Annotated in this window: 15 protein-coding genes; 5 read left to right on the forward strand and 10 right to left on the reverse strand. The window is 59.0% G+C overall.

The features are described from left to right. Positions 1–42 precede the first annotated feature (42 nt). The 4 genes from AC3IUF_RS01665 to gpmI all read right to left on the reverse strand — a co-directional run bounded on the left by AC3IUF_RS01665 (position 43) and on the right by gpmI (position 5,257). A complete protein-coding gene (locus tag AC3IUF_RS01665; RefSeq protein ID WP_447783226.1) occupies positions 43–819 on the reverse strand; it encodes a divergent polysaccharide deacetylase family protein in 777 nt (258 codons plus the stop codon). Positions 820–821: 2 nt separating this feature from the next. After that, positions 822–2,141, reverse strand: a complete 1,320-nt coding sequence (locus tag AC3IUF_RS01670; RefSeq protein ID WP_007909222.1) for a S41 family peptidase — start codon at positions 2,139–2,141, stop codon at positions 822–824. Between the two features lie 31 nt (positions 2,142–2,172). After that, a complete protein-coding gene (locus tag AC3IUF_RS01675) occupies positions 2,173–3,459 on the reverse strand; it encodes a murein hydrolase activator EnvC family protein (RefSeq protein ID WP_489280190.1) in 1,287 nt (428 codons plus the stop codon). A gap of 268 nt (positions 3,460–3,727) precedes the next feature. Continuing rightward, positions 3,728–5,257 carry a 2,3-bisphosphoglycerate-independent phosphoglycerate mutase gene (gpmI, locus tag AC3IUF_RS01680; RefSeq protein WP_489280192.1) on the reverse strand — a complete coding sequence of 510 codons (1,530 nt, stop codon included), beginning with the start codon at positions 5,255–5,257 and terminating at the stop codon, positions 3,728–3,730. A gap of 153 nt (positions 5,258–5,410) precedes the next feature. Here gpmI and AC3IUF_RS01685 point away from each other — a divergent pair, with 153 nt between their 5' ends. Genes AC3IUF_RS01685 through secB form a run of 3 tightly spaced genes read left to right on the forward strand, consistent with a single transcriptional unit; the run spans position 5,411 to position 6,623 of the window. Further along, the gene (locus AC3IUF_RS01685) at positions 5,411–5,824 is read left to right on the forward strand and encodes a rhodanese-like domain-containing protein (RefSeq protein ID WP_007909228.1); all 414 of its coding nucleotides are present in this window, start codon (positions 5,411–5,413) and stop codon (positions 5,822–5,824) included. Position 5,825: 1 nt separating this feature from the next. Beyond that, positions 5,826–6,080, forward strand: coding sequence for a glutaredoxin 3 (gene grxC / locus AC3IUF_RS01690; protein WP_008080561.1), 255 nt, complete (start codon positions 5,826–5,828; stop codon positions 6,078–6,080). Between the two features lie 57 nt (positions 6,081–6,137). Then, complete coding sequence (secB, locus tag AC3IUF_RS01695) at positions 6,138–6,623, forward strand: protein-export chaperone SecB (protein ID WP_007909233.1); 486 nt, start codon at positions 6,138–6,140, stop codon at positions 6,621–6,623. A gap of 123 nt (positions 6,624–6,746) precedes the next feature. Here secB and AC3IUF_RS01700 read toward each other — a convergent pair whose 3' ends face one another. Then, the gene (locus tag AC3IUF_RS01700) at positions 6,747–7,202 is read right to left on the reverse strand and encodes a tRNA (cytidine(34)-2'-O)-methyltransferase (RefSeq protein WP_007909235.1); all 456 of its coding nucleotides are present in this window, start codon (positions 7,200–7,202) and stop codon (positions 6,747–6,749) included. On the opposite strand from AC3IUF_RS01700, the gene AC3IUF_RS01705 reads away from it, so the two are divergent. Together AC3IUF_RS01705 and AC3IUF_RS01710 are read left to right on the forward strand one after the other, a co-directional pair. Continuing rightward, on the forward strand, positions 7,201–7,641 hold the full coding sequence (locus AC3IUF_RS01705; RefSeq protein ID WP_095113967.1) for a hypothetical protein: 441 nt from the start codon (positions 7,201–7,203) through the stop codon (positions 7,639–7,641). The genes AC3IUF_RS01700 and AC3IUF_RS01705 overlap by 2 nt on opposite strands. A 192-nt stretch (positions 7,642–7,833) precedes the next feature. Beyond that, entirely contained in the window at positions 7,834–9,831 is a 1,998-nt protein-coding gene (locus AC3IUF_RS01710; RefSeq protein WP_489280195.1) for a leucine-rich repeat domain-containing protein, read from the forward strand. A gap of 496 nt (positions 9,832–10,327) precedes the next feature. On the opposite strand, the gene ntrC is transcribed toward AC3IUF_RS01710, so the two are convergent. From ntrC to glnA, 5 genes are all read right to left on the reverse strand, one after another. After that, positions 10,328–11,764 (reverse strand): nitrogen regulation protein NR(I), encoded by a 1,437-nt coding sequence (gene ntrC / locus AC3IUF_RS01715; RefSeq protein ID WP_007909238.1) that lies wholly within the window; start codon positions 11,762–11,764, stop codon positions 10,328–10,330. Continuing rightward, positions 11,761–12,846, reverse strand: coding sequence for a nitrogen regulation protein NR(II) (glnL, locus tag AC3IUF_RS01720; protein WP_007909240.1), 1,086 nt, complete (start codon positions 12,844–12,846; stop codon positions 11,761–11,763). The genes ntrC and glnL overlap by 4 nt, the downstream gene beginning before the upstream one ends. A 231-nt stretch (positions 12,847–13,077) precedes the next feature. After that, positions 13,078–13,701: a DUF4124 domain-containing protein gene (locus AC3IUF_RS01725; RefSeq protein WP_489280198.1), complete on the reverse strand. Its 624-nt coding sequence runs from the start codon at positions 13,699–13,701 to the stop codon at positions 13,078–13,080. After that, the gene (locus tag AC3IUF_RS01730; protein WP_489280199.1) at positions 13,698–14,210 is read right to left on the reverse strand and encodes a DUF4124 domain-containing protein; all 513 of its coding nucleotides are present in this window, start codon (positions 14,208–14,210) and stop codon (positions 13,698–13,700) included. Before AC3IUF_RS01730 ends, AC3IUF_RS01725 begins: the two co-directional genes overlap by 4 nt. A 289-nt stretch (positions 14,211–14,499) precedes the next feature. After that, on the reverse strand, positions 14,500–15,906 hold the full coding sequence (gene glnA / locus AC3IUF_RS01735) for a type I glutamate--ammonia ligase (RefSeq protein ID WP_007909254.1): 1,407 nt from the start codon (positions 15,904–15,906) through the stop codon (positions 14,500–14,502). Positions 15,907–16,000 lie beyond the last annotated feature (94 nt).

Below are 16,000 nucleotides of genomic sequence, written 5' to 3' on the forward strand. Positions count from 1 at the left end.
GTTGTCGGGTGGTAACTATGTATGTGTCAGCGTCACAAAGTGCTACCGATACACGCCGTCCTTGCCATGGCCAGCCATGGCGCGATTGCTGCGTACGCTGATCATCTGTTTGATATCGATCCATTCGATGCCCTGAGCCTTCAACTTCGGCAATTCGCGCTCCAGCACCGCCAGCGTCTGCGGATACGGATGGCCGATCATCACCGCCGAACCCTGTTTGCGCGCCAGGTTGATCGCAGTTTGCAGTTGCGTGTAGATCGCCACTTCAGTGCGTTCGTCATCGAGAAACACGTCCCGTGACACACTCGCCAGATCGATCTTCTGCGCCTGCTGCGCGGCGACGGTCTGTGCGCTGGTGCGGCTGTCGACGAAAAACTTGTGACGGCGCTGCAATTCGCCCATCAACCATGCCATCGCCACTGGCTGCGCGGTCATGCGGCTGCCCATGTGATTGTTGATGCCAGCGGTATAGGGGACCATTTTGAACGCGGCGTTCAGGCGTTTTTCCAGTTCTTCGAGCGGGAGTTCGGGGTGCCAGGCATATGGCCCTGTGGCCGGGTCCATCGGCATGTGCAGGATGACGATTTTGCCAGCGCGATGGGCTTCGCGGGCAAACTCGGTGGCGTGTGGGGTGTCGGGCATGATCGCCGTGGTCACCGGACCGGGCAGGGCCAGCACGCGGCGATCCCGGGGCAGGTTTTGCCCCAGGTCGTCAATGATCAGTGTCAGGAAGGCTTTGTGTGGCTTTGGGCTGGCGGGCTCTGCGTGAGCAGCACCCGCCAGACAGCACAACAGAACGAAGACGAAACGCAGTGACATCCTCAACGGCCGGACGTAATGCTCAGGCCTTTGAGCAGGCTCAGGGCCTGGGCCAGTTGGTAATCGTCATCCTGCGGCATCGCTTTGGCCTTGCCGCCGGAACCGCTCGGTTTGTCCGCACCGCCGTTGCCGTTGCCCAAGTGACCTTGCAGGTCGGCTTCCTTGAAGTAGTCGCCATCGGCCTCGCTGGTGATCTTGGCCTTGCGCACTTCGATGTCCGGAACGATGCCCTGCGCCTGGATCGAGCGACCATTTGGCGTGAAGTACAGCGCCGTGGTGATCTTCAGTGCGCGGTCGTTGTTCAGCGGCAGCACGGTTTGCACCGAGCCTTTGCCGAAACTGGTGGTGCCCATGACCACGGCACGTTTCTGATCCTGCAGGGCGCCGGCGACGATTTCCGAGGCCGAGGCGCTGCCACCGTTAATCAACACGACCATCGGCACCGCTTCGCTTTCGTCTTTACCGGTGGCCGAGAAGCGCAGCTCGGAGTTGGCGATGCGGCCTTTGGTGTAGACGATCAGGCCTTTGGTGATGAAGTGGTCGACCACTTCCACCGCCGCCTGCAACACGCCGCCCGGGTTGTTGCGCAGGTCGAGAATGATGCCGTTGAGCTTCTTGCCGTTGTCCTTGCGCAGCTTGGCCAGGGCCTTGGAGACCTCTTCGCCGGTCTTGACCTGAAACTGGGTGATGCGGATGTACGCATAGCCGGTTTCCAGCAGCTGCGCCTTGACGCTCTTCACCTGAATCACCGCACGGGCCAGGGTCACGTCAAACGGCGTGCCGCCATCGCGTACCAGCGTCAGAGTGATTTTCTGGCCGATCTTGCCGCGCATCTTGTCGACGGCTTCGGTCATGGTCTGGCCGCGCGTTGGCTGGCCGTTGATCTTGACGATGAAGTCGCCGGCCTGAATGCCGGCCTTCGACGCCGGGGTGTCGTCGATTGGCGAGACGACTTTGATGAAACCGTCTTCGGCGCCGACTTCAATGCCCAAACCGCCGAATTCACCGCTAGTGCTTTCCTGCAGCTCGGTGAAATCTTCCGGGCCCAGATAGGCCGAATGCGGATCAAGGTTGCTGAGCATGCCCTTGATCGCGTTTTCCAGCAGGGTCTTGTCGTCCACCGGCTCGACGTAAGCGGCTTTGATCCGGTCCATGACCTCGGCAAAGGTGCGCAACTCTTCCAGCGGCAGCGGTGCCTTGGAGGTCGCGGCAGTGCCTGCCGGAGCGACGGCCGGGGCCGGTTGCGCGGCAAACGCCAGAGGCGCGCCGATCACCAGAGCGATCGTCAGGGCCAGCGAGGTAAGGCGGGACAAATGCAGCATGTCGAACGAACTCCTGAATTAGGCGGCACGCTTATCCTTGCGCGCGGCACCATTGTGCTGGATCACTCGGGTGACCCTGCTGACGAATTGCGAAATACAGCGCTGGTGTGTCCTGACCGCCACTGTTACCGACAGTGGAGATCGACTCACCGGCTTTAACCACGTCCCCAGCCGACTTGAGCAGCGTCTGGTTGTGACCGTAAAGACTCAGAAAACCATTGCCGTGATCAAGGATCACCAGCAGCCCGGCACCGCGCAACCAGTCGGCGAAGACCACGCGACCGCCATGCACGGCATGCACCTGGCTGCCGGCGGAGGCGCTGATCATCACGCCGTCCCACTTGGTCCGGGCGTCGTCGCCACGGCTTTCGCCGAAGCGTGCCAGCAGTCGACCATCAACCGGCCACGGAAGTTTTCCCCGGGTTGCAGCAAAAGGGCCACCGAAGGTCTCGCCGCTGCTGGAAACCAGTACGCCGGGAGTGGATCTGACTGGTTTTCGTGGGGCGTCGCTGTTTTCAGCCTGCGCCTCACGCAAACGCTTTTTTTCCGCTTCCTGCTGGGCGATCAGCGCTTTCTGTCGCGCTTCTTCTGCCTCACGAGCCTGGCGCGCCAGGGTTTCTTCAATGGTTTTAAGGACTTTAGACAGATCTGCCTGATCCTGCTCACGCGCGGCGAGTTTCTGATCGCGGGCCTTCACGTCGTCGTTGAGCTTGGCGAGGACTTGCTGACGTTCCTTGCGAACATTTTCCAGTTCGTCGCGCTGGGTATCGAGGCTGCTTTTCTGCACCAGCAATTGCGCCTGCTGGGCGGCAATGTCTTTTTCGACATTGGCCAGTTGGCGCAGGGTCTCGTTGAAGTTCTTCAACTGCTCCAGGCGGGCCTGGCTCAGGTAATCGTAATAGGTGAGGGTGCGGGCGAATTTCTCGGGGTTCTGCTGGTTGAGCAGCAGCTTGAGGTATTCCTGGCGACCGTTCTGATAAGCCGCTCGGGCCTGAATGGCGATCAGTCGCTGCTGTTCAGTGCGCGCGCTCTGGAGTTTTTTTTTCTCTGCATCGAGCCGCTGCAGCTCGGATTCGCTTTTCTGCAGTTCTTTCTGCAGCGCATCGACCTGTTTCTGCAGCTTGCCCAACTCGGTTTCAGTGCCCTTGAGCTCTTTCTGTACGCCGGACTTTTCTTCCTGGACTTTGCTCAGCAGCTTTTTCAGCTCGGCAATGTCCTGACGCGTGGCGTCCAACTGCTGTTGGGTTTGCGCGCGCTCGTCAGCGAAGGCCGGTTGGAGCAGGCAGGTCAGAGCAAGGGCGATCAGGACGCGAAGCATAGGGGCGGGCGGCACCAGGGTAAGGGACGGCCTAGTATGCCCGCCCGAGGCTGCAAAAAAAACGCCCAATTGGGGCTGTGTGATAACTGGACCAAGCAATACACCGAATTCCATTTCGAAAACTCCATAAACCACTGTGGGAGCTGCGGTGCGACGATTCGACTTGCCAGCGATGGCGTCTGCACATTCAACATAGATGTTGGCTGTCAGATTGCTATCGCTGGCAAGCCAGCTCCCACAGGGTTTTGCGGTGTTTTGGCGATCGAGGTCAGACCAGGATAGAAGTGCCGGTCATTTCCGCAGGTTTTTCCAGGCCCAGCAGTTTCAGCATGGTCGGCGCCACATCCGCCAGCACGCCGCCTTCACGGACTTTCAGGTCGCGCTTGCCGACATAAATGAACGGCACCGGCTCGGTGGTGTGCGCGGTGTGAGCCTGGTGGGTTTCTTCATCGGCCATTTTTTCGACGTTGCCGTGGTCAGCCGTGATCAGTGCTTCACCGCCAACCTTTTCCAGCGCATCGACAATGCGACCGACGCAGGTGTCGAGGCATTCAACAGCCTTCACCGCCGCGTCAAACACGCCGCTGTGGCCGACCATGTCGCCGTTGGCGTAGTTGACCACGATTACATCGAAACGCTGGTTTTCGATGGCCTCAACGATACGGTCGGTGACTTCCGGCGCGCTCATTTCCGGCTGCAAGTCGTAGGTGGCGACTTTCGGCGACGGGATCAGGATGCGCTCTTCGCCCGGGAACGGTTCTTCACGACCGCCGGAGAAGAAGAAGGTCACGTGGGCGTATTTTTCGGTTTCAGCGATGCGCAGCTGGGTTTTGCCGTTCTTCGCCAAGTAGTCGCCCAGCACGTTTTCCAGGCTGCCCGCGGCGAATGCCGACGGAGCCGGAATGCTGGCGGCGTATTGGGTCAGCATGACGAAACCGGCCAGTTTCGGCTGGCGTGCGCGTTCGAAATCCTTGAAGTCGTCTTCGACGAATACGCGGGTCAGCTCACGGGCACGGTCGGCGCGGAAGTTCATGAACACCACGGCGTCGCCGTCTTCGACTTTCACTGGCTCACCGATGGACGTGGCTTTGACGAATTCGTCGCTCTCGCCACGGGCATAAGCGGCTTCAAGGCCTTCCTGCGCCGTGGCAGCGTTGAATTCGCTGTTGCCATCGACGATCAGGTTGTACGCCTGAGCGACGCGATCCCAACGGTTGTCACGGTCCATGGCGAAGTAACGGCCGATGATGCTGGCGATGCGTCCCTTGCCGAGCGCCTGGAAGGTCGCTTCGAGTAGCTCGATCGACGATGCCGCGCTTTTCGGCGGCGTGTCGCGGCCATCGAGAAAGGCGTGCAGGTAGATTTTTTCGGCGCCGCGCTTGAACGCCAGTTCGGCCATGGCGATCAGGTGATCCTGATGGCTGTGTACGCCGCCATCGGACAGCAGACCCATGAAGTGCACGGCTTTGCCAGCGGCCACGGCTTTATCCACAGCGGCGCAGATGGTCGGGTTCTCGAAGAACTCGCCGTCGCGGATCGATTTGGTCACACGCGTGAAGTCCTGATACACCACGCGACCGGCGCCAAGATTCATGTGGCCGACTTCGGAGTTGCCCATCTGGCCGTCCGGCAGGCCGACGTCCATGCCGCTGCCCGAGATCAAGCCGTTCGGCACGCTGGCCCAGAGGCGATCGAGAACAGGCTTCTTCGCCGCAAAAACGGCATTGGATTCGGGGCTGTCGCTGTGACCGAAGCCGTCGAGAATCATCAGGACCAAAGGTTTAGGCGTAGTCGTCATGGAATCCACTCGTGGCTAATAAAGAAGAGGGCGATGGAAAAGGGAGTTGGAGTTTAAAGCTAAGTTCCGACCGCGTCACCGCCGGACGGGGTTTGGCCGACCATAGTGGCTGTGTATACTGGCCGACATTTTAACGCCCTGGAACCTCCTTCGATGGTTGCTCACCTGATTGAATTTGCCACTAACCACTACATTCTTGTCGGTATCTTCGTCGTACTGCTGGCTCTGCTGCTGGCGCACACGATGCAGGGCGGCGGTAAAAGCCTGAGCACCGGCGAGCTGACCGCGCTGGTCAATAAAGATGCAGGCGTGGTGGTGGACATCCGTCCGGCCAAGGATTTCGCAGCCGGCCACATTGTTGGCGCGATCAATATTCCCCAGGACAAACTGGCTGCGCGCATTGGCGAGCTGGAAAAACACAAGGCCAAGACCATCATCCTGGTCGACGCCCTGGGCCAGACCGCTGGCACCCACGCCCGCGAACTGATGAAATCCGGCTTCACCGCCGCCAAGCTGTCCGGCGGGATCTCCAGCTGGAAAGGCGACAACCTGCCGCTGGTGAAGTGATATGAGCGAAGTCATCGTCTACTCCAGCGACTACTGCCCTTATTGCTCCCGAGCCAAGTATTTGCTCGAGAACAAAGGCGTGGCCTTCAAAGAGATCAAGGTCGATGGCAAGCCGCAGGTGCGTGCCGAAATGGCCCAGAAAGCCGGACGCACGTCCGTGCCGCAGATCTGGATCGGCAGCAAGCACATCGGCGGTTGTGACGATTTGTATGCCCTGGAGCGCGCCGGCAAGCTCGACGCGCTGCTCAAGGCCTGAACGGCTGCACCCACGTACAGCAATCCCTTAAAGACCCGAGATCAGAAAGGATCTGAGATGACTGACCAACAGAACACTGCAGCCAGCGAAGAAGAAACCGCACCGCAATTCTCCTTGCAGCGCATCTACGTACGCGACCTGTCCTTTGAAGCCCCGAAAAGCCCGGCGATCTTCCGCCAGCAGTGGGATCCGGCGGTCGCGCTGGATCTGAACACTCGCCAGAAAGCACTGGAAGGTGATTTCTACGAAGTTGTGCTGACCCTGTCCGTCACCGTGAAAAACGGTGAAGAAGTCGCCTTCATCGCTGAAGTGCAACAGGCCGGTATCTTCCTGATCAAGAACCTCGATGCGGCTTCGATGAGCCACACCCTGGGTGCGTTCTGCCCGAACATTCTGTTCCCGTACGCGCGCGAAACTCTGGACAGCCTGGTCACCCGTGGTTCGTTCCCGGCGCTGATGCTGGCCCCGGTGAACTTCGACGCTCTGTACGCACAAGAACTGCAGCGCATGCAGGAAAGCGGCGAGACGCCAACCGTTCAATAAGACGGTTCAGCGGCACCCATGTGGGAGCGAGCCTGCTCGCGAAGAGGGCGTGTCAGATGACAGTTTTGTCGACTGATACACCGCTTTCGCGAGCAGGCTCGCTCCCACATTTGTTTTGTGATGTTACTTGAAGTCGTTCTGGCGCCAGGCTTCGTACACTGCGACCGCAACGGTGTTGGACAGGTTCAGGCTGCGGCAGCCTTCGCGCATCGGCAGGCGCAGGCGCTGTTCCGGCGGCAGCGCGTCGAGCACTTCCGGCGGCAGGCCACGGCTTTCCGGGCCGAAGATGAACGCATCGCCAGGAACAAACGCGGCATCATGAAACGGCCGCGAGCCTTTGGTGGTGAACGCGAACAGCCGCGGGTTGCCAAGGCTTTCCAGGCAACTGGCCAAGTCTGCGTGACGCTGCAGCGTGGCATATTCGTGATAGTCGAGACCGGCGCGGCGCAAGCGCTTGTCGTCCATCTCGAAGCCCAGCGGTTCGATCAAATGCAGGTGGCAGCCGCTATTGGCGCACAGCCTGATAACGTTGCCGGTATTCGGCGGAATTTCTGGTTGAAAAAGGATGACGTGAAACATGCACGGCTCCGAAGGTAAAGATGAGCGGCATTCTACGCCGCCTGTGGACAACCGTTCGAAACTATTGCCGCGAGTCATCGGTTCGCTGGCGATTGTCGGCGTGATGATCGGTTTGATGATCGGCCGCCTGACCACGCCGGATCCGACTGTGCTGCAACAAGTCGAGGTGTCAGAGCAGGGGTTGGTGGTGTGGTTCAACAACGAACCCAAGCTGCACGGCGAAATCATCGATGGCACAGTGGCGCTATTGTTTCAGGCGGATGGCCAGGCGCAGAAGGGGCAACTCAAGCTCAACGGCAGGGACGTGAACTGGCGCACGCGCATGAGCGATGGCGGGTTGTTGTTGACCGTATTGGCAGCGCGGCCGCTGCAGGGTAATTGGGTCGGCAGTGAGGTCGATGACCGCTGGCGGCTGGAGATACGCTTGCAAACGAACTGATCGGAGTACTGCTGTCCTTCTCGACGTACTCCTACGCTTATTGACGTCGTTTCCCACTACGCTTGTCTGCCTTTCCACTCTCCTTGAATGCTTGCGCACGCTATCGTGCGTTCCTCTTTTAAACCGGCAGGATGCCGAAAGTCTTCGCCCCTTGCACGACTGCCAGGGGCGATTTTTTCAAGGATGAAAAAAATGCCAATAAAACCACCTGCCGGGGGCAGCACCCACGTGAAAGTGGATGCTTCGACCAGTCCAACCCGACCGGCCGACGTGGACATTCCGCTCCCCGGCCCATCGGGCCGCAGAGGTTCCGGTTCAGGACTCTCCGCCGATGATTCGCAGCCGCGGGCCGGGTCGTCCAGGGCTGTTGACGCAGATGCCACTGGTGCGACTCCGGCGGTTATTATTCACGCGACCCCCGTTGACGCACGTTTGCTCGCGCCTCAACCGACGCTGGACCATTACGTAATCAATGCCCGGGCGTTACTTCCAGAAGCCAACGGCGAAGGCTTGAGGGTTTTTAACAAGCGCACCTACGCTGAAGTGGCCGATGGCGATTTTGTCCATGTCGCCGTGGACCCCGAGACGGGACTGCATCGGGCCCGACGGCCAAGTGAGTTGCTTTTGGGGCCAGTGATGCTGCGTGACGCCGATAGCGGTTTTTGGTACCCGCGTACGGTCGTTGAGCCAACTACCCGAGCGCAGGTTCGAAGCTGCCTTCCGAAAGCGACCGATCAACACGCGGATGACTTTATCGCCCGGTTTGGTGACAAGGATGTGGCAGATGTGGAACTCAAGCGGATTCAGCTTGGGCTACTGCAACTGGACTACGAACACGTCAGCATCCCGGACCACCAAAATCGCATTCTAGGGAAACATGGCGTAGATGAGGCGTTTGCCATGTGGAGTACGCTGCGCAAATTGTACAAGTGGAAAAGTAAGCCTGATCAGCGGGTCTACAGCGATGGGCGGCTATCGGGTTTCAAGCTGGATATCAATCTCACGCTATGGCCAGTCGATAAGCTGCTTTCATTGAAATTCAACTCAGTCGTTTCTCTCACGTTAAGAGGTCATGCGCCGCTGAACCCTGAGGTGTTTTTTGCGCAATTTCCCAACATTGAAAGTCTGACGGTCACAAGCCAGATGATCACCAGAAGTACCTCCGATGCCTCTATGTATGAGCATGCTTACTCAAGATTCGATCTGGGTTCGCGCTTTGCCGAGCAATTAGCGAGGCTCCCCCGTTTACGAGAGTTGAACCTGCAGGATTGTGATTTTCAGGATGACTTTTCGCTGAGGGGCATGACCAGGCTGCAGGTGTTGAGGCTAGGTAAAATACAGGCGGCGAGGCTGAATCATTATCCCGACGACTTGCGCGCTCGGTTGTCTCTTCAACACCCGAGCGTCGTTTTACTAACGGATCCTGACATCTCCGGGATGACCGAGTTGCGCGTGTTGGACCTGACAGGCTCCGGAATACACCGAATCCCTATCGGGCTTGATACCGACGACGGGCCGTCAAGGCTGGAGGTATTGCGACTGGGCGACAACGCGTTTTCTGTTGCACCTTCACTTAAAGCAATGACTGCGTTGCAGGAGCTGGATCTTTCCAACATGAGGTTGGACAGGTTTCCGGACGGCATCACCGATAAGATTCCCGGGAAAGTGTTGAATCTGGCGAACAATCGAATTGCCGCGATCCCGGAATCCATCGAACTCAGAGCGGGCTTCAGTCTCAGCGGCAATCCCATCACGGATCCGGCTTCCCTGCGGCGTCTGATACATGCGCGTATAAAAACAGGCGCCGACATCTGGCTGGGAGAGGAAAGTGCTGATCGGTCGGCAAACCTGTGGCTGCGAAATGTGCCGCCATTGGAATTACCTGAAAAACTGAAGCTCTGGGACAGCTTCGGCGGTGCAGCAAGTGACGTGATCAATGGGATTCGGAAACTGAGTCGTACGCCTGAATTTCACGTCGAGCATCCGCTTTTGCAGCGGCGGGTGTGGTGGTTTCTGGATGCCTATACGAAGGCTGAGCCAAGCGAACAGGCAAGGATGAGGGACATTCTGCTCAATGAACCCAGCCCCGGAAAAATGCTCGACAGGCTTGAAGCACAAATACGGGAATATGACTCGGGGCGGCAAAATCAGCCCCTGCATCATTTACCCAAACGTCCGAAGCTTAATTAACGCCGGGCTGAACACCTCGGCGATTGGTGTAAAAGCGGGAAGCCCTGACCTGCCTGTATCAGGGTTCCCAAAACGGGTGGACTTCGCTGTGAGCGTCGGTCCGGTGTAAAGAGGGAACCCCCGGCCTGCCTGTACCAAGGATCCCAAAAGGGTGGGCTCGTCGCGTTGCGGTATGAGCCCGGTGTAAAGAGGGGAATCCCCGGCCTGCCTGTACCAAGGTCCCCGAAACGGGTGGTGAATCGAATCACCTGTAAGGGTTACTGCAGGGGGCGTGCCAGGTTTTAATGTGTTGAAACAAAAAATCTGATCAGAAATACGAAAGCCCCGGGATTCGGGGCTTTCGTGCATTTGGGTAGTTGATTTTTCAGTGGTTTCAGAAGCGAATGTGGCGATGCGGCTGTGCGCGATCGCGGGTCATTGTGCATTGATGCGGTGCACGGCGTTCCGATGAGGGGCTGGATTTTGAATTCACAACAGCCCTCAAGCGAACAAACCGTTAACCCTCATCCCCCTCATCATCATCGCCACCATCGACCTTCATGCCCAATTCCTTGATTTTGCGCGTCAGGGTATTGCGCCCCCAACCGAGCAAAACCGCGGCATCACGCCGGCGCCCGGCGGTGTGCTTCAGGGCCGTCTCGATCATGATTCGCTCAAACGCCGGCACCGCACTGTCGAGCAGGCTCGACTGACCGCGCGCCAGCGCCTGATCGGCCCACTGACGCAACGCCTGCTCCCAATTGGTCACTGGCGCCGAGTCCTGCGGCAGGTTCAGTAGCTCCGGCGGCAGGTCGCTGATGTGTACTTCGCGCCCGGAGGCCATCACGGTGATCCAGCGGCAGGTGTTTTCCAACTGCCGCACGTTGCCGCCCCACGGCAGGTTTTTCAGGTATTCCTCAGTCTCGCTCTTCAGCAGTTTCGGCTCGACCGCCAATTCCTGCGCGGCACGGCTGAGAAAATGCTTGGCCAGGGTCGGGATGTCTTCACGACGGTCCGACAGGCGCGGGATGTGGATACGGATCACGTTGAGGCGATGGAACAAGTCCTCACGGAATTTCCCGGCGTGTACCAGGGTTTCCAGATTCTGGTGTGTCGCGGCGATGATGCGCACGTCGACCTTGACCGGCACATGCCCGCCCACGCGATAGAACTCGCCATCCGCCAGAACCCGCAGCAGACGGGTCTGGGTATCCGCCGGCATGTCGCCGATTTCATCAAGAAACAGCGTGCCGCCGTCAGCCTGTTCGAAACGCCCGCGACGCAAATTCGCCGCGCCGGTGAACGCGCCTTTTTCATGGCCGAACAGTTCGGACTCCATCAGATCCTTGGGGATCGCCGCCATGTTCAGCGCAATGAACGGCGAGGCCGCACGCGGGCTGTGGCGGTGCAGGGCGTGGGCGACCAGTTCTTTGCCGGTGCCGGATTCGCCATTGATCAGCACGGTGATGTTGGAGTGGCTCAAGCGCCCGATGGCGCGAAACACTTCCTGCATCGCCGGCGCTTCGCCGATGATTTCCGGGGTGCGGGTCAAAGCAGGCACGACTTCCAGGCCTTGCTGTTCTTGCGCATGCTGATTGGCACGCTTGACCAGCGACACGGCCTCATCAACGTCGAACGGCTTTGGCAGATACTCGAACGCGCCGCCCTGATACGAGGCGACAGCGCTGTCCAGATCGGAGTGAGCGGTCATGATGATGACCGGCAACCGTGGGTGCTGTTCGCGAATCCGCGCCAGCAGATCCAGACCGCTGGCACCGGGCATGCGAATGTCGGAAATGATCACGTCCGGCTGCTGACGGGCCAAGCGACTCATCACGCCATCGGCGCTGTCGAAGCTCTGGGTGGTCATGCCTTCCTGCTGCAAGGCCTTTTCCAGCACCCAACGGATAGAACGGTCGTCATCGACGATCCACACGGTTTCACTACGGCTCATGTCGATGTGGCTCCTTGTTCCAGTGGCAGAAAGATCGAGAAGGTGGTGTGGCCTGGATGGCTGTCACACTCGATCAGGCCCTGGTGCTGGCTGATGATGTTCTGGGTAATGGCCAGGCCCAGCCCGGTACCGTCCGGGCGACCGCTGACCATGGGAAAGAAAATGGTTTCCTGAAGTTCCGCCGGGATCCCCGGACCGTTGTCGATGATCTCGATCTTGGTCACCAGACGATGGCGGACGTGGCCGATGGTGAACTGGCGCATGGTTCGGGTGCGCAGACTGATGCGGCCCAGACGCAGTTCGTTCTGGCTGCTGATCGCCTGCATCGCGTTGCGCACGATGTTCAACACCGCCTGAATCATTTGCTCGCGGTCGATCAATACGTCGGGAATGCTTGGGTCGTAATCGCGCACCAAGGTGATGCAGCCCTGACTTTCGGCTTCAACCAGTTGGCAAACGCGCTCCAGCACTTCGTGGACGTTGCACATGGCCAGCGACGGCAGCTTGTTCGAGCCGAGCATGCGGTCCACCAGATTGCGCAGGCGGTCGGCCTCTTCAATGATCACGTTGGTGTAATCGCGCAGGCTGTCTTCCGGTAGCTCGCGGGCCAGCAGTTGCGCGGCGCCACGGATACCGCCGAGCGGATTCTTGATTTCATGGGCGAGACCGCGCACCAGCATCTTGCTGGTTTCCTGCTTGGACAGCTGCGCCTCTTCCTTGGTGATCCGCAGCAAGCGGTCACGCGGATGAACCTCCAGCAGGAGCATGGTCGCGCCGTTGCTGAGGATCGGCGTCACCGCGTAATCCACGGTCAAGGTCTGGCCGGTGAGGGCGGTGAGCATCGCTTCGCGTTTGGTAAACGGGTGCGCCTGCTCTACCGCTTGGCGCAACGAATTCAGCGCCTCGGTGGATTCGGTGAACAGCTCGCTGATGAATTGCCCATGGCTACGCTGCCCGCTGATGGCGAGCAGCATCTCCGCCGCCGGGTTCATGTACTCGAGGCGCAATTCGGCGTCGAGCAGGATGGTGGCGGTGGTCAGGTTGTCGAGCAGCAAACGGTGGATTGCGTCGCTAATAGTCATCGGAGCCTCTTTTGGGGGCGGAGCGTGCGCAAATAACAAGCGTCGGTGAACGGAAAATGCAAAAACCAAACCAAGGCTCTGAAAAGAAGCGTTCAACGCCTGAAACAGGCGTTTGACGCTCGTTTGCGTGGCATTCGGCCGGCCTTTGCGGGTACTTTCGAACCAAAATGGGTTGAGATCTGGGTATGGCGCAGACTATTGCACCAATATAGTGCGCAAAGCTGAATGGCGTTAGAAGAAACGCAGGAAGGGATTTTTCGGCTCTGGCGGTTTGTCTTTCAGCGGACATTCCGGACGTACGCCGTAGTCGTCGGCGACGCAGGGTTTGACCTGACGTTTCTGCGCGAGAGAGATGCGCAGCATGTGGAACGGCTGGTTGGCGGTGCGTTCGACCGTTCGCCCTTCGGCGTCGAGGATTTCCACCGAAAGGTTGTGGCTGCCACGGTCGATGTTACTCAGAGGAAAAACCGGCGTCAGGCCGGGTTCGCCAGTGGCCTGCCCATCCAGCAACAGCCGATAGCGATGACCTTTTTGCAGGCCGGGTTCGCTGGTGACGCTGACGATGATCTCGCCGGCACTGCTGCGAATTGTGGCATCGGGTTCGGGCACCAGAATGCGCAGCATGTCGTAGTGGAACGGTGGTTGTTCCGGGGATTTTTTTGCGGTGGTGATCGGCGCAGCGGCGCCGGGGTTGGCCGACATGCGATTGCTGGTCGCGATCGGTACGCGCTTGGCGTTGCTGCGCGGTTGATCGGTGTAGACGCGATTGCCCTGAGCATCGGTATAGGTGAAGACCTCTGCTGAGGCTTGCAGCATCAGCAGCGCCAGCACGACGAACAAGCTTGCGCGGATCATGGCTTGTGTACCCGCTGTACGCTGAGAGGTACTGGCGGGCTCTGCTGGATGACCGTTTGCCCGTCAATCACCTGCACCGCTAAACGATGTTCGCCGCGATCTACGTTTACCAGTTGCAGGATTGGCACGTTGCTCGGCTGACCGTAAGGCTCATCGTCCAATACCAGCCTTAATTGATGGGGCGGTCGAAGGCGCGGCTTGATCAGCACATTGACGGTGAAGGTGCCGTTGTTGGCGCGCAATGCTTCTTCGGTGGGCAGTCCGGCGAGTTCAAGAATGTCATAGGCGTTGGGCGCAGGTTCACGGTTGTCGGTTTCGGGCGCGGGTGGTGCGCTGGGCGCCTGCGGCTCGACACGGTTGAGCGGCGGCAACTCCACGGGCTGCGCCTTTACGCCGTCCGGCGAATGATCGCTATAGACCGTGTTGCCGTTGGCGTCAGTGTACTTGTAGATCTGTGCGACAGCGGGCAGGGCGATCAGCAGCAGTATGTAGAGAAAGATGCGACCCATGAAACCGACCGGGATTGAAAGCGATGGGGTGCAGCATAGGACAGGTGTGGCGGTTGGCCCAACCCTGCACACATCCAGAGATCATTCATACACCACAATTGATCGTTCCCACGCTCTGCGTGGGTACGCCTCAAGGGACGCTCCGCGTCCAGTGACGCGTAGCGTCACGGGCTGCATTCCCACGCGGAGCGTGGGAATGATCAGCATCACGTCATAAATGGCAGGCAATAAAAAAGGCCTCCCGAAGGAGGCCTCTTTTTGTCACGCCGAAAAACGCGGCGCTACCGGATCAGCAGCTGTAGTACAGCTCATATTCCAGTGGGTGTACGAAGGTGCGAACCTTGATTTCTTCTTCCGATTTCAGCGCGATGTAAGCGTCGATGAAGTCGTCGGAGAATACGCCGCCCTTGGTCAGGAACGCGCGGCCCTTGTCCAGCTCTTCCAGGGCTTCTTTCAAGCTGCCGCAAACTTGCGGGATCTCTTTCGCCTCTTCAGGCGGCAGGTCGTACAGGTTTTTGTCAGCAGCGTCGCCTGGGTGGATCTTGTTCTGGATACCGTCCAGACCGGCCATCAGCAGCGCTGCGAAGGCCAGGTACGGGTTGGCAGCCGGATCCGGGAAGCGGGCTTCGATACGGCGGGCTTTCGGGCTCGACACGTAAGGAATACGGATCGAAGCGGAACGGTTGCGAGCCGAGTAGGCCAGCATCACTGGAGCTTCGAAGCCTGGAACCAGACGCTTGTACGAGTTGGTCGCCGGGTTGGTGAAGCCGTTCAGGGCCTTACCGTGCTTGATGATGCCGCCGATGAAGTACAGAGCGGTATCGGACAGGCCGGCATAACCTTCACCGGCGAAGGTGTTCTTGCCGTCTTTCCAGATCGACATGTGCACGTGCATGCCCGAACCGTTGTCGCCGTACAGTGGCTTCGGCATGAAGGTCGCGGTGCGACCGTAAGCGTCAGCAACGTTGTGCACAACATACTTCAGGGTTTGGGTTTCGTCGGCTTTCTTCACCAGGGTGTTGAACTTGACGCCGATTTCGTTCTGGCCGGCAGTCGCCACTTCGTGGTGGTGAACTTCGACGGTCAGGCCCATTTCTTCCAGTGCGTTGCACATGGAGGTACGGATTTCGTGGTCGTGGTCGAACGGCGGAACCGGGAAGTAGCCACCTTTGACGCCTGGACGGTGACCCTTGTTGCCGCCTTCGATGTCCTGGTCGGACATCCACGAACCTTGCTCGGAGTAGATCTTGAACATCGAGCCGGAGATGTCCGACTTGAATTTCACCGAGTCAAAGATGAAGAACTCAGGCTCAGGACCGGCGAACACGGTGTCACCGATACCGGTGGCTTTCAGGTGTTCTTCGGCACGCTTGGCGATCGCACGTGGGTCGCGGTCGTAGCCTTGCATGCTCGAAGGTTCGATGATGTCGCACACCAGGATCAGGGTGGCGTCTTCGGTGAACGGGTCGAGTACGGCAGTTTCGTCAACCGGCATCAGGATCATGTCGGAGGCTTCGATTCCTTTCCAGCCAGCGATGGAGGAACCGTCGAACATTTTGCCGACTTCGAAGAAGTCTTCATCCAGCGCATCGCGAGCCGGCATGGTCACGTGGTGCTGAGTGCCTTTGGTGTCCGTGAAGCGCAGATCAATCCACTTGACGTCATGATCTTTGATGAGTTGAACCGTCTTCGACATATGTCCTCCGGGTGGCTTCGGGCTTAGTAGTGGATGCCCTTAGAATTTGGGTGATGCCGGCGCGAATACTCTGCCAAGGCAACCTGCCTCACAA

The sequence above is a fragment of the Pseudomonas sp. KH_040 genome (genome assembly GCF_057839305.1).